The 26,365-nt window shown below is 37.0% G+C and carries 24 protein-coding genes; 4 read left to right on the top strand and 20 right to left on the bottom strand.

Annotated features, from left to right (window positions below; genetic code table 11):
• Nucleotides 1–849 precede the first annotated feature (849 nt).
• The gene (gene guaC / locus BME96_RS14510) at nt 850–1,833 is read right to left on the bottom strand and encodes a GMP reductase (protein WP_019376875.1); all 984 of its coding nucleotides are present in this window, start codon (nt 1,831–1,833) and stop codon (nt 850–852) included.
• 186 nt (nt 1,834–2,019) lie between these two features.
• Nucleotides 2,020–2,907, bottom strand: a complete 888-nt coding sequence (locus tag BME96_RS14515) for a LysR family transcriptional regulator (RefSeq protein ID WP_060680501.1) — start codon at nt 2,905–2,907, stop codon at nt 2,020–2,022.
• Between the two features lie 129 nt (nt 2,908–3,036).
• Between BME96_RS14515 and hutG the strand changes: the two genes are divergently transcribed.
• From hutG to BME96_RS14530, 3 genes are all read left to right on the top strand, one after another.
• Entirely contained in the window at nt 3,037–3,984 is a 948-nt protein-coding gene (gene hutG / locus BME96_RS14520) for a formimidoylglutamase (protein ID WP_071649394.1), read from the top strand.
• A 106-nt stretch (nt 3,985–4,090) separates the two neighbouring features.
• The gene (gene gltS, locus BME96_RS14525) at nt 4,091–5,287 is read left to right on the top strand and encodes a sodium/glutamate symporter (RefSeq protein WP_060680497.1); all 1,197 of its coding nucleotides are present in this window, start codon (nt 4,091–4,093) and stop codon (nt 5,285–5,287) included.
• Between the two features lie 140 nt (nt 5,288–5,427).
• Nucleotides 5,428–6,756, top strand: coding sequence for an ISL3 family transposase (locus BME96_RS14530; protein ID WP_071649969.1), 1,329 nt, complete (start codon nt 5,428–5,430; stop codon nt 6,754–6,756).
• Between the two features lie 136 nt (nt 6,757–6,892).
• Here BME96_RS14530 and BME96_RS14535 read toward each other — a convergent pair whose 3' ends face one another.
• From BME96_RS14535 to BME96_RS14615, 18 genes are all read right to left on the bottom strand, one after another.
• Nucleotides 6,893–7,831, bottom strand: a complete 939-nt coding sequence (locus BME96_RS14535; protein WP_071649395.1) for a hexose kinase — start codon at nt 7,829–7,831, stop codon at nt 6,893–6,895.
• Nucleotides 7,832–7,863: 32 nt separating this feature from the next.
• The gene (lacD, locus tag BME96_RS14540; protein ID WP_071649396.1) at nt 7,864–8,823 is read right to left on the bottom strand and encodes a tagatose-bisphosphate aldolase; all 960 of its coding nucleotides are present in this window, start codon (nt 8,821–8,823) and stop codon (nt 7,864–7,866) included.
• Nucleotides 8,824–8,849: 26 nt separating this feature from the next.
• A complete protein-coding gene (gene nagA, locus BME96_RS14545; protein ID WP_071649397.1) occupies nt 8,850–9,995 on the bottom strand; it encodes an N-acetylglucosamine-6-phosphate deacetylase in 1,146 nt (381 codons plus the stop codon).
• A 17-nt stretch (nt 9,996–10,012) separates the two neighbouring features.
• Nucleotides 10,013–10,429, bottom strand: a complete 417-nt coding sequence (locus BME96_RS14550) for a PTS sugar transporter subunit IIA (protein WP_019376868.1) — start codon at nt 10,427–10,429, stop codon at nt 10,013–10,015.
• Between the two features lie 32 nt (nt 10,430–10,461).
• Nucleotides 10,462–11,283 carry a PTS system mannose/fructose/sorbose family transporter subunit IID gene (locus tag BME96_RS14555; protein WP_019376867.1) on the bottom strand — a complete coding sequence of 274 codons (822 nt, stop codon included), beginning with the start codon at nt 11,281–11,283 and terminating at the stop codon, nt 10,462–10,464.
• Nucleotides 11,273–12,049 carry a PTS N-acetylgalactosamine transporter subunit IIC gene (agaW, locus tag BME96_RS14560; protein ID WP_019376866.1) on the bottom strand — a complete coding sequence of 259 codons (777 nt, stop codon included), beginning with the start codon at nt 12,047–12,049 and terminating at the stop codon, nt 11,273–11,275. The genes BME96_RS14555 and agaW overlap by 11 nt, the downstream gene beginning before the upstream one ends.
• Before the next feature lie 146 nt (nt 12,050–12,195).
• A complete protein-coding gene (gene agaV, locus BME96_RS14565) occupies nt 12,196–12,675 on the bottom strand; it encodes a PTS N-acetylgalactosamine transporter subunit IIB (protein ID WP_019376865.1) in 480 nt (159 codons plus the stop codon).
• 61 nt (nt 12,676–12,736) lie between these two features.
• The gene (locus BME96_RS14570) at nt 12,737–13,909 is read right to left on the bottom strand and encodes an SIS domain-containing protein (protein WP_019376864.1); all 1,173 of its coding nucleotides are present in this window, start codon (nt 13,907–13,909) and stop codon (nt 12,737–12,739) included.
• Nucleotides 13,910–14,004: 95 nt separating this feature from the next.
• Nucleotides 14,005–14,721, bottom strand: a complete 717-nt coding sequence (locus BME96_RS14575; protein WP_019376863.1) for a GntR family transcriptional regulator — start codon at nt 14,719–14,721, stop codon at nt 14,005–14,007.
• Between the two features lie 102 nt (nt 14,722–14,823).
• On the bottom strand, nt 14,824–15,684 hold the full coding sequence (locus BME96_RS14580; RefSeq protein WP_071649398.1) for a hypothetical protein: 861 nt from the start codon (nt 15,682–15,684) through the stop codon (nt 14,824–14,826).
• A gap of 39 nt (nt 15,685–15,723) precedes the next feature.
• On the bottom strand, nt 15,724–16,887 hold the full coding sequence (locus BME96_RS14585) for a glycerate kinase (RefSeq protein WP_071649399.1): 1,164 nt from the start codon (nt 16,885–16,887) through the stop codon (nt 15,724–15,726).
• A 218-nt stretch (nt 16,888–17,105) separates the two neighbouring features.
• Nucleotides 17,106–18,011, bottom strand: coding sequence for an ROK family protein (locus BME96_RS14590; RefSeq protein ID WP_071649400.1), 906 nt, complete (start codon nt 18,009–18,011; stop codon nt 17,106–17,108).
• Between the two features lie 80 nt (nt 18,012–18,091).
• Nucleotides 18,092–19,540, bottom strand: coding sequence for an arylsulfatase (locus BME96_RS14595; RefSeq protein ID WP_071649401.1), 1,449 nt, complete (start codon nt 19,538–19,540; stop codon nt 18,092–18,094).
• Between the two features lie 84 nt (nt 19,541–19,624).
• Nucleotides 19,625–19,792, bottom strand: coding sequence for a DUF6903 family protein (locus BME96_RS19885; protein WP_197035828.1), 168 nt, complete (start codon nt 19,790–19,792; stop codon nt 19,625–19,627).
• Entirely contained in the window at nt 19,782–21,953 is a 2,172-nt protein-coding gene (gene gnpA, locus BME96_RS14600; RefSeq protein ID WP_060680506.1) for a 1,3-beta-galactosyl-N-acetylhexosamine phosphorylase, read from the bottom strand. Before gnpA ends, BME96_RS19885 begins: the two co-directional genes overlap by 11 nt.
• Before the next feature lie 9 nt (nt 21,954–21,962).
• A complete protein-coding gene (locus BME96_RS14605; protein WP_172675286.1) occupies nt 21,963–22,844 on the bottom strand; it encodes a carbohydrate ABC transporter permease in 882 nt (293 codons plus the stop codon).
• Between the two features lie 15 nt (nt 22,845–22,859).
• Entirely contained in the window at nt 22,860–23,750 is an 891-nt protein-coding gene (locus tag BME96_RS14610) for a carbohydrate ABC transporter permease (RefSeq protein WP_019376839.1), read from the bottom strand.
• Nucleotides 23,751–23,858: 108 nt separating this feature from the next.
• Entirely contained in the window at nt 23,859–25,211 is a 1,353-nt protein-coding gene (locus tag BME96_RS14615; protein WP_019376838.1) for a carbohydrate ABC transporter substrate-binding protein, read from the bottom strand.
• Nucleotides 25,212–25,417: 206 nt separating this feature from the next.
• Here BME96_RS14615 and BME96_RS14620 point away from each other — a divergent pair, with 206 nt between their 5' ends.
• Nucleotides 25,418–26,251 (top strand): AraC family transcriptional regulator, encoded by an 834-nt coding sequence (locus tag BME96_RS14620; RefSeq protein ID WP_060680462.1) that lies wholly within the window; start codon nt 25,418–25,420, stop codon nt 26,249–26,251.
• Nucleotides 26,252–26,365: the final 114 nt, after the last annotated feature.

The raw sequence follows: 26,365 nt of genomic DNA on the forward strand, positions 1-26,365 counted from the left end.
ATATCATTATCTACCAATTATAAATACTAAACAAAACTACTTGTATCATCTCGGCAATGGAAAATTTTCTAATATGTAATGCCGCAAACGTAACTTCTACATTCTATTTTCGTATTTGGAGAAAACTGCGACGTAACTTTATTGATGAAAAGCTCAGTAAATATTTGAGGAGAACTGCCCCATTGATTTCCACTGCAGGGGGGCGCTTTCACACCTCCGGGTACAAGCGCGACATCTGTTCGTTACCTCACAGTGTCTTCTTTGCCGCCCTCCACTCCAATCAATTTGTATAAGCTTTAATATTCCAAATGCGGAGTGGGTCTTACACTTGTCCTCGGGATTGTAAAGTGACCTTTTTACTATCAATACTAAGTTCATTTATCGCTAAAAAGCAACACTTAAGCGGAGGAAAATACGGAGACTCCTTGAAAATGAAAGTGCACATTTTCTTCGTGCGATGCTTTGCTTCCGAAGCTTTCCTTGTTCTGGGGGAGATGAGGCATAGGTGAGACCCCGGAATGCGTTATAGGGACTGGAAGGCTAAAGTCGCGACGTCCTGGGGCTGCGCATACTCGCCCCACCAAACCCCATTGTCGCAACGCCTTCATGACCAACATCGTGTTGGCCCGAGGCTCATCAGCCGCCCCCGAAAAGCGCAGTGTTTTCCGTAGCGGTGGTGTAATCAGATTCAATATTTCAGTGAACTTTCCAGCAACACAGTTATTTTTCATACGCTAAAGACAACCAAGTTACTTCGCAGTTTATCTATTTTGCGAATTAATTTAAAACTTTTCATTACTAACGAGAAAAAACAGGCTGTGCATGTGCCAGCCTGTTTTTTTATACATATTAATACACTTTGTCTCCATTAAAAATAGAGTTTTTAACAATTGCGTAATCTACTCTGCGAATTGCTTCTAAGTCTGTTCCTCCAGCATAAGAGATAGAGGATTGCAGATCTTGTTCCATTTCAATTAACGTATCTTTTAAAGGTCCTTTATGGTCTACATACATCTTTTTACCTTCAACGTTCTTCTTCTCACCTTTTTGGTGCTCCGATGCGGAACCGAAATATTCTTTATACACTTTTCCGTCTTTCTCAATCGTTTGGCCAGGAGATTCTTCATGACCAGCAAATAAAGAACCAATCATAACCATTGTTGCACCAAACCGAACAGATTTCGCAATATCACCATGTGTACGAATTCCGCCATCAGCAATAATCGGTTTTGTGGCTGCCTTTGCACACCATCTAACTGCTGCGAGCTGCCATCCACCTGTACCAAATCCAGTCTTTATCTTTGTAATACATACTTTACCAGGACCAATACCAACCTTTGTAGCATCAGCGCCAGCATGTTCAAGCTCCCATACTGCTTCCGGTGTACCCACATTACCTGCAATAACAAAGCTCTCAGGCAAATGCTTTTTGATATGCTGAATCATATTGATTACTGCATTTGAGTGACCATGGGCAATGTCAATAGTAATAAATTCTGGAACAAGCTTCTGTTCTGCCAGTTCTGTAATAAATGCATACTCTTCTTCTTTAACCCCTACACTAATTGAAGCAATCAGATCTTTAGCTTGCATGTCCTTTATAAATGCTGCTCTCGTTTCCGGTTGAAAACGATGCATGATATAAAAGTAACCATTTTCAGCTAAATTTATAGCTATATTTTCATCTATAATTGTTTGCATATTTGCTGGTACAACAGGTAACTTAAATGTATAACCACCCAATTTAACAGTTGTATCACACTCTGACCTACTATTTACCACACATTTTCGTGGAATTAATTGAATATCCTCATAATCAAAAACTTTTTCCATTTATAACACTCCTAAAACCGAACTTTATTTTTAATATCTATAAAAACATTCGACTTTTTAAATTTACCTTATTTTCATATGGTTGTCAATCTGTTTGTCCTAATTGATGAAAGCGGATTCGCCAAATTAAGCAATTGGCTACTATATAATAAGACCATGGTTTGTAGGTCTATTCATACCTTCTTATTAAACTTTTTTAAAGTAGCTATGAACATCCTCTATAAAGCGTGTAGCAATAGGCGGCAAGTATCTGTTCTTATTTGTCGCTAAATAGACAGTCCTCGAAAGCACTGGATCTTTTAATCGTTTAACACTCATATTTCTAAGTGAATCCTCACTTATATAATTCTGTGGTACTACTGTACTTCCTAACCCTTTTTCTACTAAACTGCATGCTGTTTCAAATCTCTCTATTTCAAATTGCACAGCAGGCTTAATTCCTTTTTTCCGGAAAGCATTTATTACATCCTGCCTTGTTTGGAAGCCTTCCTTACACAATATGAATGGGATTGTCTGTAAATCTCTTACTGTTAAAAATTCCTTACTTACTAGCTCGTGCTTCCCTGGAAGAAGTACTACCAATTCCTCTTCATACAGAGGTACAACTTCAATTTCAGGGTGTGCAACATATTGGTTTGTAATCGCAAGGTGAATCTCAAAACTGTTTAAAGCTTTTTCTACGTCTGATTGACCCAACACATCAAAGATTTTCAAATAAATATCTGGATATAGCTCCTTAAAACCAACAAGAACTTCCGGCAACCAAAATTTAGCAGATTCAATTGAACCGATGGCTATTTCTAATGGTCCGTCTTTTTTTAATCGATCCATTTCTTCAAATACATGATCATAGTGAATGAGTAACTTTTTGGCCTCTTTATATAAAATAGATCCTTCTTTTGTTAACGTAATTTCTTTTGAAGTTCTGTCCAATAAGCGCAACTCCAAGCGGCTTTCCAATTTCTTTATAGTCGCACTTAATGTGGGTTGAGTTACATGAAGCTTTACTGCAGCTGCTGTAAATGTAGATTCTTCCACAATCGTTACAAAATAATATAGTTCCCGTAAATACATGGAATAATTTCCCTTCCTATAGTTTTTATTTATAGAACAATTAAAAATGAGTATTAGTAATTATATACAAAACTATTATAAAATAAAAATAAGAAGTTTTTTGATAATTCCAGAAAGGAAGTGCTTTTCATGTATACAGAACCAGAGGAACATTATTGGTCTGGAAGAATAGATGATGATATGAACAGAGATGCCTTTCGGTTACATCAGGTTATCCTCAAACGTTCTCAGAACGAACCGATTGATTTTGAAAGCGGTTTTACATTTATTGGATTCGAAAGCGATGAAGGTGTTAGAAGGAATAAAGGGCGTATTGGTGCCAGAAAAGCACCTAATGCACTTCGAAAAGCTATGGCTTCCCTCCCGCTTCAGTTCCACGAAGAGGTAAAAATAGAAGATGTCGGCAATATTGCTTGTGAAGGAAACCAACTGGAAGCTGCGCAAGCGGAGCTCGGGAACGCAATTCAAATGCTGTACCAAAAAGGACGGACACCAATTATTTTTGGAGGAGGACATGAAACATTATATGGTCACTATTTAGGTGCCCGAAAACACGTATCACATGGATCGTCAATTGGGATTATAAATATTGATGCCCATTTTGATATGAGGAGCGAAGAAAAACCTACCTCTGGTACTATGTTTAAACAAATTTTGGAGCAAGACAAACATGCAGGTTATTTGTGCATTGGTATTCAAGAATTCGGAAACACCAAAGAACTTTTTAAAACTGCAGACGATTACAACTGTGAATATATTCTTGAAGAAGACGTAACTACAGATAATTATAAGAATACATTTCAACAGATTGATCTCTTCACCAAAAAATATGACCACATTATTGTTACATTATGCACAGATTCTATCATTGCAAGTGCCGCGCCAGGTGTAAGTGCCCCTTCACCTTTTGGATTAGAACCTAAAGTAGTACGTCACTTGTTACGCTACATTGCAGCCAAAAATAATGTTCTTAGCTTTGACATTTCTGAAGTGAATCCCGATTTAGATATGGACGGAAGAACCGTAAAATTGGGAGCATATTTGGTAGCAGAAGTAATCAACCACTTCCATAAATAAAACACAACGTATTTCATTCTGCATGTAAATGCCTCTCATCAAAGAGGATTACTACAAATGAATCAAACACTTTATATACACCTAGAAAAAGAAAAGAGGCGAAAATATGATCTTAGAACTAAATCAAGTAACTACCATCTTCTTAGCTGTAGCTGTTTTTATGATAGGAAAATATTTAAATTCTAAAATTGGCTTATTAGATCGTTTTTGTATTCCAGCCCCTGTAGTAGGTGGGCTTCTATTTGCTATCCTTGCTACCTTACTAAAGACATTAAATTTAGTTGATGTTACCTTAGATACTTCATTACAAGGACTCTTTATGCTTACCTTCTTCACTACAGTAGGATTAGGAGCAAGCTTTGGGTTAATTAAATTAGGTGGTAAATTATTAGTAATTTACTGGCTGGCATGTGGTTTTTTAGCACTTGTTCAAAGTATCATAGGTATCTCTTTTGCAAAATTGCTCCATATTGAGCCATTAATCGGGGTAGTTGTTGGTGCTGTTTCCATGGAAGGTGGACATGGTGCTGCTACTGCTTTTGGGACAACAATAGAAGAAATGGGCGTAGATTCTGCGTTATCGGTTGGTTTAGCAGCTGCGACTGTTGGTTTGGTAGCTGGTGGGTTAATCGGCGGACCTATCGTAAAATATCTCATTAATAAATATGATCTTAAACCATCCGAAACGGAACATGAAATGGAAAATCCTGTCCTTGGGAACTCGGAAAATAAGAAATTAGAATCAAGAACCTTTATGACGCAAATTTTTATTATTACGTTATGTATGGCCGTAGGCTCTTATGTTGGAGATTTATTTACACAATTATCTGGTTTTGCTTTACCAAACTACGTGAGTGCCATGTTTATTGCTGTTATCGTTAGAAATATACTGGATAGAATTAATGGCGAAATAATTCAAATGAAGAGTATTAGCATCATTGGGGACATAACTTTGGGTATCTTCCTATCAATGGCTTTGATGAGCATCAAATTATGGGAAGTTGCTAATCTTGCTTTGCCATTACTCGTCATTGTGCTTGTGCAAGTAATTTTTATCGCTCTATTTGGTGTGTTTGTTTTATTCCGCTTATTAGGTAAAAATTATGATGCTGCAGTAATGGTCGGTGGTTTCACCGGTCATGGACTTGGTGCAACACCTAATGCCATTGCAAATATGGATGCAATTGTAAGTAAATTTGGACCATCACGCAAAGCATTTTTAGTAGTGCCAATTGTAGGGGCATTCTTAATTGATGTATTTGCAATGCCAATCATCATTACAACGATTAATATGTTTAGTTAAAAATAAAGGTTGTACAATAAATGACGTTGGTGGGGAAAACTCACCTACGTCATTTTTGTGTTTATAAATAGAAAACAAGTGAGATTCCCTGTAGAATTAAAGTCGCTGAACACTAATTCTGGGAGGGAACTCACTTGTCTATATCAAATGATATAAGAAATTTGTTAGATATTCAAGATAAAAATATTTATGTGAACGAAAATGCAGTGACGTATGGAGAACATAAGGGAAAGACATGTAAGTTTATAAAGGCGACATTAACATATGAAGTGGATCAATGCCCAAACTGCCAAGCAGAAAAAATAGGCTCTACTATTTATAAGAATGGAACACAGTTATCCCGTATTACCATTCCCACCATGGGAGTTTACCCAACCTATTTATTATTGAGTAAACAGCGTTTTATGTGTAAGCATTGTGTTACAAGCTTTACTGCGCAAACCAATATCGTGAAGCGCCATAGCTTTATATCCTCAAATACAAAAGCACAGATCATTATTAAATCAGCCGGGGCACAGTCCGTTAAAGATATCTCGCAGGACTGTGGTGTCTCTGGTGCAACTGTTCAGAGAGTCATCAATAAAGAGGCGGATACATATAAACCGAACTACAATGCCCTGCCTAAGCATCTATCATTTGATGAATTTAAGTATGCCAAAGGAAAGATGGCTTTTGAATATATCGATGTTGAAACAGGTGACATCTTAGACATTTTAAATAGTCGTGATAACCGCACCATTACAGATCATTTCATCACCAATTATAGCTTATCAACTAGAAAGCAAGTGCAAACCGTGACCATCGATATGAATGCAGGTTATGTAAGTCTGATTAAAGAGATGTTTCCAAATGCGGATATTATTATTGATCGTTTTCATTTGGTTCAACTTATCTCTAGAGCAATGAATAAAACGCGTGTTAAAATAATGAACCAACTCCGAACATCTCATGGAGAAGATCAGAAGAAGTATCGTCGCCTTAAACGTTATTGGAAGCTTTTACTGAAGAAAAGATCGAATTTATCTTATACAGAATATAAATACTACGGCCTATTTGGCCAGCGTCTTGAAAGTTCAGTAGTGCAAGAGATATTGAATTATAGGGAAGAACTTAAAATCAATTATGATTTATATCAGGATGTATTGGAAGCCATTGATGAAAAGAATTACCATACATTGGAAAACGTGTTAAGCAAACAGTGCCCAACTGCAGCGTCCACCTATTTAAGAACAAGCATTAAAACATTAAGGAAGCACTTGCCCTATATAAAAAACAGTTTCCAATATACCTATAATAATGGCCGAATTGAAGGAATTAATAATAAGATCAAGGTACTCAATCGAATTGCATATGGCTACCGGAATTTTAATCATTACAAGAACCGAATACGATTACATTTCAAATTTAAACCTGTGGCAAAGAAGCCTATTATATCTGATGAAAACAAATCACACTCTAGGGTAGCTTAACCTCCCCAGAGTGCGACGAATAAATGCATTTTAAAATCGACTAAAATTCAATACCAACGTCATTTGACTTAGAACCAAAATAAAAAAGAGCAGATTTTAGTAACACATGATCTGCTCTTTTTTCTATTATTTTTTATTAAATATTCATTTCTTCTACTTTTGTTTCCTTCATGCACCAGCCAATCTTTGTTGAATCAATGTGACCTGTTTTTTCTTGCATAGCATTCAAAACCCCCATGGTTAGCCCATACTTTATCAGGTCCTCACCCTTAAGATTTCTTGCTAATCCGGAAGCAAAGCCCGCAATGACAGAATCCCCTGATCCTACTGGGTTAACCGCCTTTACTTTCGGGATTTGCACATAGTAAAGTTTATTCATATGTTTAACAACTGCTCCGTCTGCACCCATGGTAACCACTACCCATGGGATATCTCGGAGTTCATCTCTCTGCAGAGCTTCAGCCACAGCCACCTCAGTGGTTAATTCTCTTCCGATTAAGTCAGCTAATTCCGACTGGTTCGGTTTTATTAGAAAAGGCTTTATATCATTCTCCAACACCCGATTCAACAATTCTCCCTTTGTATCTAGCAGTACTGGGGTCTTCGTTTTTCCAGTAATGGTTAATACATCATTATAATAACTGGCTTCTAATCCTTTCGGCAAACTTCCTGATATAGTAATATAGTCAGCTTGATGTATATATTCTTCCATCTTGTCCAGGAATAAAACGGCCTCTTCTGGAGAGATTTCAGGTCCACTTTCCAATATTTCTGTTTGCTGTTCTTCATGAAGAATAGCGATACAGTTTCTTGTCTGACCAGCAATAGGAACGTAAAGATCATGAACATTCATATTTTTTATTTCTTCATGAATGAATGCACCTAGATTGCCACCAAGGAATCCAGTGGCAGCAACATCCTCACCAAGCTGCTTCAACACCCTTGTAACATTTAATCCTTTTCCCCCAGCTGTTTTGGATACCTCGTTAACTCGATTTACTGTATCCAGCTTGAATTCGGCTGGAAGATGATAGCTAATATCTACTGAAGGATTCAAAGTTATTGTTAAAATCAAGCAGAATCATTCCTCCTTATTGTCCGATCAAATTAGTAGCCACAGCTGGAAGCCGTATGATCGAGCACTGCGTTCAATTCAGTAATATTGTTTTTACCATCTTTTTGCAACCACTGTTCAGCAGCATTTGTACCTTCTTCTTTATAACGATGTGCTGCACCGCTCCAAGTTGCTCTTCCACATAATACGCCATGGAAGGAAGCTGAAGATTCTCTTGCAAATTTCAATGTTTCCTGAAATAATTCTGCACTTACACCAGCACTTAGAAAGATATAAGGAATATCACTTACTTCACTTTGTTGCTTAAAGTAGTTAACAGCTTCCTCTTGTGTATGGATTACCTCCCCTTCAGCGTATCCTTCTACAAAGTTCATATTTACCGGAACTTCCATTTTAAGTACATCTACACCAAAACGCGCTTGAGAAAAATGCCTCATTGACTCAATAACTTTTCGAGGCTTTACTTTTGCATATTCTGAACCTTTAGCGTCAGAAATGTTTTCATCATACGTAATAATTTCAAGGAAAAAAGGTACTTCCTCTGCTTTACATTCTGATCCAATCCGTTCTACAAATACATCTTTCTTTTCATTAATATCACTTGAATCGTCGATATCATGATAGATTAGTACCTTAATACCGTCTGCACCTTTTTCTACTAAACGCTTAACAGACCATTCAGGCAGAAGACTTGGGAATCTCCCAGGTTCGGTAGTGTCATAACCCGTTTTTTCGTAAGCAACAAGCAAACCGCAATTTGCATCCTTCTCATTCACTGCCGGCCAGCCGTACTCCGGATCTAATAGAATCGCAGATGCATACTTAGTAAGATTACCTGATACAAGTGACTTAAAGCTCTCGATTTGTTCTTTCGTGGTATCGTCGCCCATCATCCGTTTCAATGCTCCTCTTTGGTCAATAGCCAATGCACTGAAATATCCGTTCTCATTCGTTAGTTTTTTTAAACGAGCTATTTTAGCTTCACTTTTCATGGTTTTATTTCTCCTCACTCTTTATATTATTTTTCGTACACAATCTCTCCGTTAACTGCAGTAATGATTACTTCCATACTAGGACTCAAAACAACATAATCTGCATATTTTCCTGATTGAATACTTCCTAATTGTTTATCCTTATTAAGACTTTTGGCAGGTGAAAGACTACCAAGATGCCAGATTTCACTTAGATTCTTTCCAGTCCATTGTGAAAGGTTTTGCACTCCGTCAATTAAACGTAAGGTGCTTCCAGCAAGTGATCCCGTTTCTGTACGAGCAACTCCATCTTGCATCACTACAGGAAACTCACCTAAATGGTACTTACCATCAGGCATCAATCCGGCTCGCATGCAGTCCGTAATCAGTTGCAGCTTATTCCCTTTTAATTGATAAGCCATGGATGCTACTTCGGGATGGACATGGAAACCATCACAGATAATCTCAGCATACGTGTCTGCAAGAGTTAGTGCTGCTCCTGCAACTCCTGGTTCTCGGTGATGTAAGCCCGACATTCCATTAAATAGATGTACAAAATTTCGGGCACCTGCTTCCACAGCATCTACACAACATGTATAGCTCGCATCTGTGTGAGCAATGCTAGCCAACACCCCAGAGTTCGTAACCGTCTGAATAAATTGCTCAGCCCCTTCTCTTTCCGGAGCAAGTGCTATCTTTACAATTGAACCTTCAGCTAACTCTTGCCAGTGTTCAAACTCTGTAAGAGAGGGATCAGTAAAGTAACTTTGATTCTGTGCCCCTTTATGCTTTTCCGTGAAATAAGGACCTTCTAGAAAAATCCCTTCTGAAACAGCACCTGGCAACCCTTCTACAACTGCCTGTCTAACAGCAATGATAGCTTTCTCTAAATCAGCTCTGGAGGAAGTTAACGTCGTGGGTAGAAACCGAGTTACACCTATTTTTGCAATCTCTTCAGATATATTACGAACAGCTTCTTGCGTGCCATCCATAATGTCAAACCCGGCAATCCCATGTATATGTGTATCAAATAATCCCGGAGCCACAATACTGTCGCCCCAGTCTTTTATTTCCACACCATTTGGAACCTTATCAACAAATCCGGCAAACTTATGATCTTTAATAGCTAAGTAGCTATCTGTTCTTTCACCGTTTTCAAGTAAAAATCGACTTGCTTTTATAATGTAATCCATTGATATCAAACCTTCTTTTAAATTCCATCCTCTGCTTCAACTGTTTCCTTCTTTTTATCGCCGAATGGTTTAATATTCTCTTTACCTTCAACAATTGCTAATTGAACAAATGCATCTAAATCTAACTCCCTTTGAAAAAGACTGCTTAATAACATTGGTGAGTTGGTACCTCCAATAACTCGTACAGACTCTTGTTCTGCAGCCAACCTGCTACTAACATTAAATGGCGTGCCTCCTGCTAAGTCGGCAAAACAGACAACTCCATCCCCTGTATTCACTTCTTCGATTGCTGCACGTAGATCTTTTTGTAATACCTCTTGATCCTCTTCAAATGGAACTACACTTATTTGCTTTATATCACCCGCTATAAGCTTAACCGATTCCAGCATTCCTATCGGAAAAGACCCGTGTCCAGTAAGTACAATACCTATCATTTTTTTTCATCCTTTCTCAATAAAATTCACAATTACATTATTCCAAACAAAGAGCCAAGCAATCCCACTACAACTGTTAATCCGATAAGCATTAAAGGTGAACGGCCTTTTTTTAGTAACCAATACATTAAAAGCGTATAAGCAAGCGGGATCATAGCAGGCATAATTTGATCCATAATATCTGTCTGTACATTTAGCTCTGCTTCTCCAGATTTCCAAACATAGTCTATTTTAAAGGAAACATAGGTTGCAATAAGGCCGCCAACCACGGTTAACCCAACAATAGAAGCAGCTCTCGATACATGTTTCGTTCCTTCTTTAAGTTTAGAAATTGCTTTGACACCAGTTTTATAACCATAATTCATTAAACCAAAGCGAACCCCAAAATGAATAATGTTAAAGGAAATAAGAAATACAACTGGCCCAAGAATATTACCTTCGACAGCAAGTGAGGCACCTATACTAGCTGTGATTGGGAGTAAAGTTAGATAAAACATTGCATCCCCGATGCCGCCGAGCGGCCCCATTGTGGCAACTTTTATACCTCTAATAGCCTCTCTATCTTCTTTTTTCTCTTCCATAGCCAATATGACACCCATAATAAAAGTAACTAGGAATGGATGTGTATTGAAAAATTCCATATGATCCTTCATGGACTTACTAAGATCTTTTTTATTCTTATGAATTTTCCTTAATCCGGGTAAAATAGAATATAACCAACCTGCTGCCTGCATCCGTTCGTAGTTAAAAGAAGCCTGTAACAATAATGATCTCCATGCCAAGTGACGTAATTCCTTTGGTTCGAGTTGTGCAGCGGGAGTCTTATCTTCATATTCGTATACATTAGATTCCATCTGTAATTTCCTCCTCTCGAGGTGGTTGATTACCAGACCCTGGTTTGTTTTTATTCTGATAAAAATCATATAAAGCAATAGCTAAACCAATTAAAGCGATGGCTAGTATTGGCATTTCCAAATAAGCTGCCAATATAAAACCGACAATGAAGAACATGACATATTCAACCTTCATCATGATTTTAAGTAACATGGCAAACCCAATGGCTGGCATAATTCCACCAGCAACAGAAAGACCATTAATAATCCACTCAGGCACACTTTCAACTAATTTAGCAGCTTCTTCTGCGCCGAAGTAAATGGGCAAAAATGCGATTAACGCATTAAAAACAAATAGAATTGTCATACCTAAATAATTTATCCGTTCAATTCCCTTGTAATTTGCATCCAAGGCAAATTGGTCTGCTTTGTGCATCACGGGTGCAAATGAAGTAAAGAATAGAGTAATCAAACCTTGAACTGCTACTGCGAAAGGTATTGCTACACCTACAGCAACTTGAGGATCCTGACCTGCAATAATACCAAATGCAGTACCAATTACCCCACCAATTACCACGTTAGGTGGCTGGGCACCAGCAAGCGGTACCATTCCCATCCAAATTAATTCCAATGTTCCTCCGACTATCAAACCTGTAGTAACATCTCCTAGTATGAGTCCTACTACTAGACCAGTAACTACCGGTCGGTGAATATGCGTGAGACCTACATATAAATCTATTCCGATAATACCTGCCCACAAAGCTATTAATAATGCTTCCATTAACATTCTTAAACCCTCCTTACTGTTTATAAAGCTCTATTGTAAGAACATATTCCAACGCCTTTAATGATAAAGGTAACATATTACTAAAATTTTTAGCGGTTACTCACTAAATAGGCGTCGGAACTAAACGAACTCTTCTTCACTATTTTTTAGAACAAATCTAAAATGTTTTGACCTCGATCACTAGGAACCTTTCTTAGATCAAGCTCAACTCCCAATTCAGCTAGACGTTTAAATGCAGCTATGTCCTTCTCATCTACTGAAACCGTAGAAGATATTTGTTTCTTCCCTTCTTCATAATGCATGTTACCGATGTTTAAATGATCAAAATCCACTCCGCCTTCCTTTAAAGTCAGCGCATCATGAACATCTTTTACAACTAAGAATATTTTTTGTTTTGGAGATGCTTTATGAATTACATCGATCGTTTTTTGTAATGAAAAAAAGCGTGCTTGGATTACATCTGGAAGTACCATGTCCATTAAGCTTTGCTGAACTTCATCTGTTGATACTTTATCATTAGCAACTACAACTAGATTTGCTCCTAAATGATTTGCCCATGTAACCCCAACTTGACCATGGATTAATCTATTATCAATTCTTGTTTCTAATATATTTTCTTGTGCCATAATTAAAACTTCCCTTCATTAAATTTAATGTGTTGAACCATAGAATAAAAGATTGTTATTTTTATTCGTAGGGATGGATGGTTACTCCCTGAACCACACGGCTAATTGTTCCATTTGGACTTGGATTATCTGGTGTAATTCCATACTTTAATGATTTTTTCATTGCAAGTACCTGAGCAAAAATAATATATAATAAACCTAGCTGAAAGTCATTGTCTAATCCTTCGTCATTAAAGTTCACTGGAATGCACCAATCTGCTAGATTTGCAACTGATTCATCCTCTTTTTCTGTAAGTGCAATTATTTTCATACCATTTTTTGCTTCTGAAAGCTCTTTAAGTATATCCATATCATACTTGCGGGTATATTCATTTTTTGATAGAAAGATAACCACTAATGATTCATCATTAATAACAGATTTAGGGCCGTGACGGAATCCTAAAGAAGATTCATATAATGCCACCACATTTCCGGCAGTCAGCTCTAGCATTTTTAAAGAAGCTTCGTGTGCAAGTTGCCCAAGAGAACCTGATCCTAAATAAATAACTCGATTAAAGTCAAAATCCAATATTTCATCAACTGATACAGCAATATTTTCTACCAATTGTTCTGCATTAGAAATTACTTTCTTCATTCCATTACCTGTGAATGGTTCAGGATTAAATAGTTGAAATGCCGCCAGCATCATACTAGTAAAACTACTTGTCATTGCCAAAGACTTATCATTAGATTTTTCAGGCATTAAAACTGTAATACTCTTCTCATCGTTACGTATGTTCTTTGCCAATTGCCCTTCCTTATTACAAGTGATTACAACTTGATAAAAATCCTTTATAAGCTTTTGTGCGAGCTCAACTGTAGCAACGCTTTCCGGGCTATTACCAGAACGTGCAAAAGACACCATAATGGTAGGCTGATCTTCCTGCAAATATTCCTTAGGGTTAGAAACAATATCTGTTGTAGGGATGGATACAAACTGTATTCGATCTTTATTGATTTTGTTTAGTTCTGGAGCCAACGTATCACCTACAAATGCTGATGTACCTGCCCCAGTTAAAATTACCCGCACTTGACCATGCTTTTTATAAATCGTTTCCAAAAACTCTTGGTACGTATCCTTCTTTTGAAAATAAGATGCTATAAGTTCTTTCCATACCTCAGGCTGATGATGAATTTCTGAGGCTGTATGAGTAGCACCTCTATCCTTCATATCATCAGATGTTAAATTAAACATTTAATTACACTTCCTCTCATTATTAAAGGTTATGTTGTCATAACCAGTTAGTGTATTAAAAAACTCTACTAATATGTTATTGTTTAATAGAGTTTTTAAGTTAATTCTACTGTATAATCAAACTTATCGCCCCGCGCAATACTAATTGTATATTCAATCAAATTCTTTTGATGATAAGCATAGCGTTTAATAAGCATTGCTGACTGATCCTTTGTCATTTCCAGAAAAGATGCTTCTTCTTGCCGAACTGTAGTGGCTGAAAAATGTTCTCTGGCTTTCGTAACACCAACTTGATAATCTTCTTGAAAAATATCATACATTGGTCTGTTTTCTAACGTTTCTTTCGATAATTTTGGAAAAAGCTTCTTAGGAATATAGGAGGTTTCATACATTAAAGGTTCTTCATCGGCTAAACGTAGCCGGACAATTTGAAACACTTCATCCATAGGCTGCAGTTCCATCTTTTCAGCCAAGCGGTCATCAACAGGAATTTGTTGAAAAGTGATTACTTTGGTTGTAGGTTTCTTTCCTAACATTTTCATTTGTTCTGTAAAGCTGTATAACTGAACCAACTTCTGATTATATGTTTTAGATGAAATGAAAGTACCTTTACCATGGAGTTTATATATATATCCTTCTCTTTCCAGTTCCTGCAACGCTTGTCTTACGGTAATTCTGCTCAAATCATAAATTTCACATAATTCCCGTTCAGAAGGCAGCTTTTCATTCTCCTGATAAGTTTTATTATTAATTTTCCTAATTAGCTCGTCCATCAATTGTAAATAAAGGGGGATTCTACTTTTTTTATCCAATTCCTGTTACACACCTCCCTAGTAAAAACACTAAGTGGTTATAACCACTTTAAATGTAGTATAAAACATTTTTTTAATAATGTAAAGGTTTTCTTAGATATATTAACTTAACTCTATTAAAATCCCCGTCTTATCATCCCTCGTTTTTAGTCGAGGATACACTCTGCACTCTTCGTCTTGTTCTTCCCTACTTTCGACTTCTTCCAGTAAGGAATTAAGTCCTTGGCGAAATGCCAGTTCAGCAGTTTGCAGCCACTCGTCTCTTTCATTTCCTTTGGAAGGTAATAATAGACCGTCACTGACAAGCAAAATCTTTTGAACTTGCTGAAGTGAAATTCTTCCATATGAAATATAGTTTAAAGCCTGATCGCTGCCATCAAATATTCCATAACCGTCGGGAGTATTCAGTTTATTTCTGTTGGCAAGCAGAATAGGGCGAATTTGATTTCCTATTTCTTTAAGACTAATAGATGGGTTCTTTTCCCTGAGTTCAATCATTGCTTCGATGGCCTCGTTTTCAAAATAGCTTACCCCATCATAAGTGATTTTTTGTGTTTCACCATTTTTATATTTTAGGAAAAGCATGCAATCACCTGCATGTACATAATTCAGTCCCTTACCGTTAGCTTCAATTTTCACAGCCGCAATGCCTGAGGTGCTCCGCAATTTGCTCGGAATTTCTTCAATACTTTTGTTAGTCAATAAACCTATTTTTTCTTCATAATAATTTTCCATGTTAATTCCAAGCCTTTTATTAGCCTGCTTTATGTATTCGTAGAGACAATCTGTTACCTTCATCTTCTCCAGTTCTTCCTGCAAAGTGCGAGAGGCGAGGTAACCTGGTACTCCTGCAAGTCCAGTTGCACCATCAATGGCAGCGAATACCTTTGCTCTTTCATTCACTACAATGCAATCTTCATTGATTGGTTTATCTCCTTTTTTGTACGCCTTCTGAATTTCCATTCAATACACTCCTTACTTTTTATTATAAACATATATGAGCTACATTAAATTAGTCATTTTCAGTTCTAAAATAGAATGAACGAAATGCGTAATCTGAGTCGTTTGTTTAAATAGAAGTTCATCTGCATTTCTTATACATTCTTGTAGTGATAATGGGCTGCTTATAATAGAGAAGCAACCTGCAAACTTTTCTCTTAATAAATCTGCATTCCCAACAACCGAACCAGAAAGTAGCAGCGTTGGGACACCGTGCAGTTTAGCGAGATCAGCTATGTAGGCAGGTGCTTTGCCAAAGAGAGTCTGTTCATCACTCTGTCCTTCCCCTGTTATTACTAAATCTGATTGCTTGATGGCTTCCTCCATTTGTAAAATGTTTGTTATAAGTTCAGAACCTGATACGAGCTTTGCCCCAAGTCCTAATAAAGCAAATCCCAATCCACCTGCTGCCCCGGAACCGGGAATTTGGGCAGCATTTTCTACTTTACTTACTGCCTTTTCTGATCGTATGAGTTCCTGATAACGTTTTAGTGATTCATCATATTTTAAAACTTGTTCTTTGCTTGCACCTTTTTGCCTGCCATAAACCTGAGTTGCACCGTTAACTCCACATAGAATATTCTCAACATCACATGCTGCTTTTATTGAGACATTTTTTAGTTTAGATTCAAGTTGTTGAACATCTATCCTCTTAACTGAGTGGAGATCCTTACCAAAAATACCACAACGTTTCCCATTTTGATCGTATGCTTCCATGCCCAATGCTTGTAATAATCCGAAACCCCCATCATTAGTTGCACTTCCACCTAACCCAATAATAATTGATGTACATCCTTTATTTATAGCATCCAGGATAACTTCTCCCACACCATAAGTTGTAGTATTATCTGGATTTCGCTTTCCATCCGGCACTTGCACCAATCCAGCAATATTGGCAACTTCTATTACAGCCACATTGTTATCTATGATTCCATAATATGTTTCAATTGTTACTCCTAATGGGCCGGTACACGAAATCGGTATACGCCTGCTATTTGGAGAAGATGATAATAAAACATCAACCGTACCCTCTCCACCATCAGCCATTGGCTTCATCAACACAGTATCATTTGGATAAACGCTTTTGATAGCTTTTTTCATGATACTGGCTACCTGTACAGATGTTAAACTCCCTTTAAAAGAATCAGGTGCTAATAAAATATTCATTTTTACTCCCCCTGTAACTGCTTCTTGTGATTTTAATCTACCTAAAGTCTACTTATTAACACTTTACTTTTTTTTTCTTATCTAGTTAATTATTCAGATTTCTCTAACATCCATAATACCTAATATTAACTTAATCAGGCAACATTCAGATTAAAAAAGAATATTTACTTGAGTTACAGGTTGAGTAACTAGGATTATCAAAGCCCTCATCTTCACTACTATTTTGTCGCCAACACTTTTAGCCCCGCTCCAATAATCCCCTGATCATTCTTCAGATGACAGTTGTCAATCCCATGTAGTATATGTTTTTGTTCATCTAGTAAGTATAGTCGTAATTTATCTTTTATTAACTCTATCAACATTGGATTATAGATCGCTACACTTCCACCAAAGACAATTTTTTGGGGATCTATTATACTATTTAACATATAAATGCCCTGGGCTATCGAAAAAGCTGCTTGCTCAACAATTTTTTGTGCTTTTTCATCCCCTTTATAAAATAAGTCAAACACCTCAGCAGTTGTTATATTAGCATTGTTATACAACTCCTGAGCCTTTCGTGCAACGGCTGGTCCTGAAGCCACTTTTTCCAAGCGCTCCAATTTACCTTCGACTTCCGTTTCAGCGACAGGTATTAGACCAAGTTCACCAGCAAACCCAGCGCCACGAATAAATTCTCCATTTTGTATAATGGAACAGGAGATGCCGGTACTGATTGTAACATATATAAAAATACTATCTTGGGGCATTTCTGCTTTCTTCCATTCGGCATATGCTGCCATATATACATCGTTATCAACAGAAATACAATCCACTGAAAAACGTTGTTGTAACCTTTCAGCTACTGGAAAATTGCTCCATGGTAAATTATTTTGAAATACAGCCATACCTTTAGCTGTATCAACTTTCCCGGGAACGCCTACGCCAATTCCATGTATGTCTGCTAACGGTATACTTGAATGATCAAGTAAATTATCTACACATGTACATACCTGAGAAAACATTTTTTCTCTATCTGAAGCATCACTTTCAATCATTTCTTTTTGAATTAAATCACCGTTTTCATTTATTATTCCTGCGGCAACCTTTGTGCCACCAATATCTATCCCCAATGCATTTCTCATTCATTTCTCCCTCTTTCCTAAATTTATATAAGTTCCCAGCTCGGTATTTAATGATTTATACGTTCAATAATAGAGCTTTTTTAGTTTTTTAATGTAGGTTTAACTGGTCTTCCAGCAAACAATTCTTTCCCATCTGTATAACCCTCTTCTCGTCCAACTAACTCTAGAATCAATTGATCCCTTCTAACCTTTACTTGTTTTTCATAGTTTGGGTCTTCTATTTTATTTGTTAGCTCTTTAGGATCTTCAACTAAATCAAAAAACTGCTCTTCTCCAGTTTGTGAAAACCAAATATATTTCTCTCTGCCATTTGTTATATAATGATAACTTTTTACTCCATGCTCATGTTCCCCATGAATGTAATCACGCCAATTGGTATTTTCATTTTTCCATAAGGATAGTAGACTGTCTCCTTCAACACTTGATGGAATTTCAATATTTGCTACATCCAATATTGTTGGCATGATATCTCTTAATTCGGCAACTTTATCTATTTGTGTATTTTTATTTAGTCCCAAACAATTACCTGGATCTGCTAAAATCAAAGGTACTTTCGCACTCCCCTCATACGGAAGCGTTTTCCTATATAAATTATGATCGCCTAAGAGCTCTCCATGGTCAGAGACAAATAGAATAACGGTATTGTCATACACTCCATATTCTTGCATCGCCATTAAAAAACGTCCAATTTGATGATCAATATGGGTAATTAAGGCATAATAGGCTGCTTGGGCACGTTCTAATCTTCTTTTAGGCACAATTCCTTCAGAGGTTACAGGGTTCAAACCTGCATTAGTCGAATCTTCCTCTTTAGCCCAATTACCTATAGGTGGTTCAGGCAAATCAAGATCCCGATACATAGAATAAAAAGCTTCGGGCGGATCAAAAGGCGGGTGTGGCCTTACATATGACATCTTCAAAAAGAAAGGCTTGGTTGGATCTCTTCTTCTTAAAAAATCAATGGACTGCGTTGTAACCCAGTTAGTTGGGTGCAGTTCTTCAGGTAAAGCCCACGGCCTTGTTACAGTAGAGGAGTTGCAATCCAATCCTAAATCAGTAAGATCTACATTACTCCCTGCTTTATCTCGTAACCAGTTTAAATAATCATCTGTCTGTTCAAATGATTCCACGCTTTTCGTTGTGTGCTTAAAACGATTATAGTGCATATATCCATCATGGAGAATAACATTATGAAAGCCACATAAATTCCGCGTTGGATATACATGCATTTTCCCTACACATTGGGTATGATAACCTGCCTTTGCAAATTCACCAGGCATGGTATTTTCATAGTTCCAGACTACTTTGTCTTCATAGCCTACACGTTTCGTGGAAGTTTGTGACATCCCTGTCAATACAGATGCTCTTGCTGGAACACAAGAAGGCGTCGCTGCATATGCGTTGTTAAATAAGGCTCCATTTCGTGCCAATTGATCCAGATTTGGAGTATCAACAACTGGATGATTTAACATACTCAAACAGTCTGCACGCATCTGATCAACCATAATTAACAATACGTTTGGTTTCATTGCTCTCCATCCTTTCTTTTACATGATCGTTCTATAACTACAAAAAGGAAAAACCATTCCAAACCGGTTTTTCCTTTTTGTTTATTATACAAATTTACGGTTGTAGTTCCATAGTAAAAATAGTAAACCGGCTAGACCAATTAACTGTGACAACAGGTATAACTTACCTACTGTTCTTTGACCGTTGATCACGAGAAACATACAAAACAGAAAGAATACAATTTTAGCAATTAGTATTATTTTATCCTTCATGCTGCTCTTCCTCCCATTTTATTTCACTTGGTTGTAAGGTGATGGTAGATTTATTGCCGTTTCCATCATAAACATCCGTAACTTGTTCCACATTGGAGTTATTAATGATCGCATACTTATTAATAGACGGATAGGCATGTACTTCACAATTTAAATTAGAAGACTGCCATATCTTCCACTGTTCTTCTTTGCCGGCACTATAATAGATAGCGCGGAGCAATAACCTTGTATTCTCATAGCTATATGGAATTCCTGCAATGTACACACCTCTGCCTTCACCAAAGGTTGTACTTGATAAATGAACGCCATCCTCTGTATGAACAATAATATCAGTGTCCTCACTTAAAGCATACACATTCTTCATCCCTTCTCCAAAATTAAAAGTGGAGACATCTTCTGTAATAAAGTGGGAATCTGCTTCCTCTGTGAAATACTTATTTGTGGATAGACTATATCCTAATTCTTTATCTACTCCAAGCACATTTGCTAATTGGAAATAGCGACCCTGGTGGTGAATAGCTGAAGGCTCCCCAACACCGATCAAACCACCGCCGTTGTAAACCCATTCTCTCAACGTGGCAGTAACTTTTTCATTTTTCCAATGTTCTCCTCCAGAGAAAGATGTTCCTGCATCTCCAGCATTAATAATTACGTCTACTTCTTCTGGCACACCATTATTAATAATGTCATCAAAACTTATAAAAGAAACGTCTACCGCCATTCCACTTAACGCTTCTGTAATCCCATGATAAGAATAAGCTTGTTTATACCATTTACCATGAGCTACCATATGTGTTTGCCATGTTCTAATTTTTCCCCAGGCATTTAATACAGCTACGTTGAGTCCAGTATATGGTTTTACACCCTTAATGGTATCGTAAATATCCCGAAATTCATCGGTAACTTTTTCTACATAGTCAACAAACTCCGGAAATTTATAAGCCAGGCTTAAATAGCCACCATAACCTATTCTGTCCAATGGACTCCGCATGAGCGCTCTTCTGGCTGCTAGCCAATTTTCATTTGCCTCAATAGCTGGATTATTTCCTTCATAAAACGTATCTGGGAAGAAGTATGGTAAGAATCTCCCTTCCGTATAGCTTACATGCGGAATATCCGAAATTAAACGCAGTGTAGTCCCATCTCCTACACTCCCTACAACCGCATCGATACCAGTTTCCTTGAAATACTCTCCATAAGGCTCTGTACCAATCCAGTTATCTCCTAAAAACATCATCGCTTCTTTATCTTGATCATGCACGAGACTAACTAATTCTTTCACTTCTTTTGCCACAAACTGCTGAATAAAGTCAATATAATCCAAATAAGCTTTTGTTGGTACACGGAAACTTGAATTATAATATCCTCTATCTACTATATCCTCTGGACGAAGTCGATAACCTTTTTCCTGTGCAAAAGCTTCAAGGGCCGCAACAGAAACACTTGCTCCATATCCAAACCAATCAACAAACTTTTCTTTTCCCAAATTGTCAAAGATGAGGGTAAAGTGATAGAAAAAAGTGGTGAAGCGAACAACGTCCGTGTCCGGATTTTCCTTAAGCCAGTTTTCCAAGTAATCCTTCATAAATTGATTGGAGAAAGGTTGTCTAGCATCAAACGGGATGTCGTGCGGCTTATCTCCCCAATTATTCGTAATATGATTATACATATGTGTCGGATCCCAGATCATATAAGCCAAAAATGATACAGTATATTCATGCCATGGTTCTGCCTGATTGATGATGACCTGATTTGTTTCTTGTTTAACCTCCCAATTAGCTGGATCAACTACATCACCAGTTGTTCGATTAATAACTTCCCACCACTCTTTTGGGTTGTGAATATAATCAGGCTTGATTTGATCCTCAAAATATCCTTTCAAAAAGTCGATTTCCAACGACTTGTCTTTTGCTGTATTGAATTGTGACATTAAATATAATTGTTGCGTTTCCTCAGGGTGTTGTTCAGCAAATTCGTTATTCCCTCGCGCTACAAAATACGTTGTGTATATTTTGGCATCCAATTGCTTTATTTCATCATCAAGCTTCGTGCCATCACTATCACGTAATGCATCTGCTCCCCATCGTTCCATCAATTCCTTTGTTTCGTTCAAAAAATTCTGTTCACTTGGTAAGGTTACCCTTCCTGTTGATTTGTTCATTTTATTCACCTATCCTTTCACTCCTCCAACTGTCATTCCCTGCGTTAATCGTTTCTGGACAATAATGTATAAAATTAATGTTGGTAACATGACGATTACCATTCCTGCATACATAGGGCCATAGTTAACCGCCGCTCGTTCTGCCGCCATTAAATTTAATAGTCCAACTGGCAGTGTTTTATTCTCAGCCGGCATTAGTGTAAGAGCTAAAATATATTCATTCCAAAACAGTAAAAAGTTGAATAAGATTACTATAATAATGCTCGGCGCTGCCATCGGAAGCATAACAGAAAACATTGTTCTGAAATACCCCGCTCCATCAATACTTGCTGCTTCCTCAAAATCAGCCGGAAGTGTTTCAAAATAGCTGGAAAGAAGAAAGATAGTAAACGGCAAAGCAGTTGATGCATAAATTAGCGCTAGGATAAATCGATTGTTTAAAAACAACCCTTCTCCTAATAATTCTTTAATACCTGAATCCCATCCAAGTAACATTAGAAAAATAGGAACTGCAATATAACTTACATTAATAAAAAGACCAGCTTTCACAAAGGAATTAAGCAAGCCGCTACCCATAAATTTAAAGCGAGATAGCACATATGCTGCTGGCAGAGCTACCACTAGCAAGATTAATAGAGACAAGGTGGTAACAATGACCGAATTTAATAAATAGTCTCCCATATTTGCTTCAACAAACGCTTCAATGAAATTTTGGAAATAAAACCCATCCGGTAATGACCACGGGTTGCCGTAAAACTCTTTGTTTTCTTTGATGGACGCCATAAACACCCATACTACCGGTATAATGATTGAAATAGCGAGGGCGAATAAAGCCACATAAATAAAAAGCTTGAAAAGTGTTTCTGTGCGCATGCCTTTCTTTTTTTCCATGACATTATCCTCCTTTTAATACTCCAGCACATCTCTTTTTGTAATATGGCTAACAATTGCGGCAAGTGCGAATGAGAAAAGGAACACAACAACACCTATAGCCATTCCGTATCCATAGGTAGAGTTACCGTATGCTTGTGCGTACATATAGGAGAGAAACACTTCTGTGGATCCATCCGGCCCGCCACCTGTCATTGCCTTTACGAGCAAAAAGCTTAAATTAATCGTACTTATAATATAAAACGTCAGTGTTGTACGTATGTTATTCCAAATGAGTGGCAGTGTAATACTTGTAAATTGTTTAAGTTTACCAGCGCCCTCTAACGAAGCTGCTTCATAGTAGCTTGCTGGAATGCTTGCCATACTAGACATATACATTACCATATAGTAGCCGATCGCCTGCCAAACCAAAGCACCCGCTACACTGTAAATAACAATACTTTGATTCCCTAGCCACATTTGCTTCATGCTTTCTAAGCTGAAAATATCGAATACACTGTTTAATAGTCCGCTTTCCGGATCATAGACAGCAGAAAATATCCCCGCAATAACAACAATGGATAAGATATTCGGTATGTAGAAAATTATTCGGAAAAAATTATTTCCTTTTAAATTTTCTTTAGTTAATAAAGCTGCGAAAAACAGAGCAAAAACGATAGTAATCATCGCAACCAGCACAATTAACAAAACAGAGTTTTGAAAGGACTGTATAAATCCTGCATCATTCCACAAAACTTTAAAGTTATCAAAGCCAACAAATTCCTTTGTATTTGAGAATCCTCCCCAGCTATACATAGACATTCGGAAAACCTCTACAGTAGGAACAACCATAAACAAGATAAACAGAATAATAGCAGGGGAAATACAAACAGTAATGAATATATTTCTTGCCTTTTTGTTACTCACAACGCTCACCTCTCTTAATAACAAAAATATTATAAATTAGTGTTATTACTTGTTTCAAAAATAAGACGACGAACACAGAGTCACGCTCGTCGTCTTTTTATTTATCAATTACTTCATAGCAGGTCGTAATTTATCGCTTACTTCTTCAATATCTTTTTTCCACTGTTCATAAGTCGTTTTACCACTTATTACACTATCAATCGTTCCATAAACCTCATCACTAATGCTTGCTCCTGGAACAGGCTCTGTTGAAGCGAATGTTCCCATTGCTGGAAGAGCACCATTCTCATAAACACTATAGAAGATTTTCTTTTGATCATTCAGCTTTTCTACAATTCCTTCAATAGGCTGTACCGCACCTGCTTCTAAAAAGATATCTGCTGCTTCATCTGAATACATGTAAGCAATGAAATCTTTAGCTGCGTCTTTATTCTCAGCTGCGGAAGGAATCCAAATTTGTTCGAAGAATGTAAACGCATAGCGATCTCCACCTTCCTCAAAAGCAGGAACCGGAGCCATTCCCCATTCGAAACCATCTGCACGTGGGGCTTCTTTCATTTCATCAACTACCCAGCTTCCATTTGGCATAAATAATGCTTTATTTTCCAATACAAGCTGCTGATTTTTAGTGAAATCATTTGGGTTAGCATTCGCTACCGTATTCGGATGTGTGTACTCACCTAGCTTTTCAACTGTTTTTAGTACACGTTCCGCTTCCTTTGTTTCCCAAATATTATCTTCATACGTCATAGCTGAATTATAGAAATCAGGACCACCAGACGCATACAACATAGAACCTAATAATGTATCAAAATATCCTGCAATTGGATACGTAAATAATGAGATTCCCTCTTCTTTGGCTTTATCGCCCAGCTCCCACATTTCATCCCATGTTTGTGGAACTTCCCATCCTTTTTCTTCAAACAAGCTTTCATTGTAGAACAAACCTGTTGGGCTATAAAACATTGGCGCTAAATATGTTTCTCCATCTCCATATGGGTTTGTTGCCAGTGTGTCTGTAAAACCATCAAGTATTTTATCTTTTACAACAGCTTCTTCTCCTGGAACTTTCATTTCCAACACATCGGAAAGGTTTTCAACCGCCTTCTCCTTAATTAATGTTTCAGTTAAAGCCTCTTCTCTGTCGGTTGCAAGCAAAAATACATCTGGGTAACTACCTGCCTGCATTTCTGGACGTACTACTTCTTCCAGATTTTTCTCAATAGTAAATTCAATCTTTACGTTTTCATTCGTAGCTTCATATGCTTCAGCAACCTTCTTCCACATATCAGCGCCATAAGCAGATTCAAGAGCGGCTACATGGAGAGTAGTTTCCTCGTCTTTATCACCATTTTCCCCATTAGCTTTGTTATCACTACTGTCATCACCACCGCTACATGCTGATAAAGCAATTACCAAAAATAAAGCAGATAAAGCAAATAATAGATGTTTCATCTTCATATTAATGCCCCCTGATCGTTTTTTTACTTCCTACTTTCATCCTACATTCATTAAAACGCTTTCACAATAAACATCTTGTTGAGATTTTTATATATATTGCTTTTTCACATTCCTCCTTATAAAATATGATTAATAGTTTATTAGAACTAAAGCGCAGCAGCACCAAATTTTATACATACTTATTTCTATAAAAAGGAGTGCTTGGCATGTCTTATGAAGTCTATAAAATGGAAAATTCCTCTAAAGAAAAGCTACCATTTAAGCTTCTGTATGTAACCCAATCAGAATATGATAAAGGTTGGCACAGCACACATCATACCCATCATTTCACAGAGCTATTCTATATAGTAAAAGGTAAAGGATCATTTATTCTACCAAAGCATGAAGTGCCTGTTAAAGAGAACGATTTAATTATTATCAATCCAAATGTAGAGCATACAGAAAAATCAAACGAACAAGATTCCTTACAATATATAGCTCTTGGTATTGAGGGTCTTGCTTTCTCGATTACTGGTGAAAAAGATTCAACTATGGGTCTATATACGTACAATGGTGACCGAGAGGATATTTTGTTTTACCTTAATAAGTTACTCGAAGAAGTAAAACGCAATGAAAAAGATTTTGAACTGATCTGTCAAAACATCATTGAAATCTTAATTGTTAAATTAAAAAGAGAAAAAAAGTTTACAATAGAAAAAGCAGAATCCCGTAATATGAATAAAGCAGTAGCTCTCACGATGCACTATATTAATCAAAACTATCGAGACGCCCTCACCCTTGATACTCTGGCAGATATTGGACACATCAACAAATACTATCTTGCACATATTTTTAAGAGTGATGTGGGAATTTCTCCAATCGAATATTTGAATAAAATTAGAATTAGAGAAGCAAAAATATTATTGGAAACGACTGATTATAGTATCGCACATATTTCAGGTATTATTGGATATTCCTCTCAATCTTTTTTTACACAAGCTTTTAAAAAAGCAACTGGAGACACACCAAGCAAATATCGAAAAAGAAGTAATAGTATATAAATTCCAATAGCTTTCATTGTAAAACGTCAGAAGATGTATTTTTATTTCCCAATTATCACTTCCAACTTTATGAAATAGGCATGTAATGGTTCAATGCCTCTTTCATTCTGCTTT

The sequence above is a fragment of the Virgibacillus halodenitrificans genome (genome assembly GCF_001878675.1).
Lineage (GTDB): Bacteria > Bacillota > Bacilli > Bacillales > Amphibacillaceae > Virgibacillus_Q > Virgibacillus_Q halodenitrificans.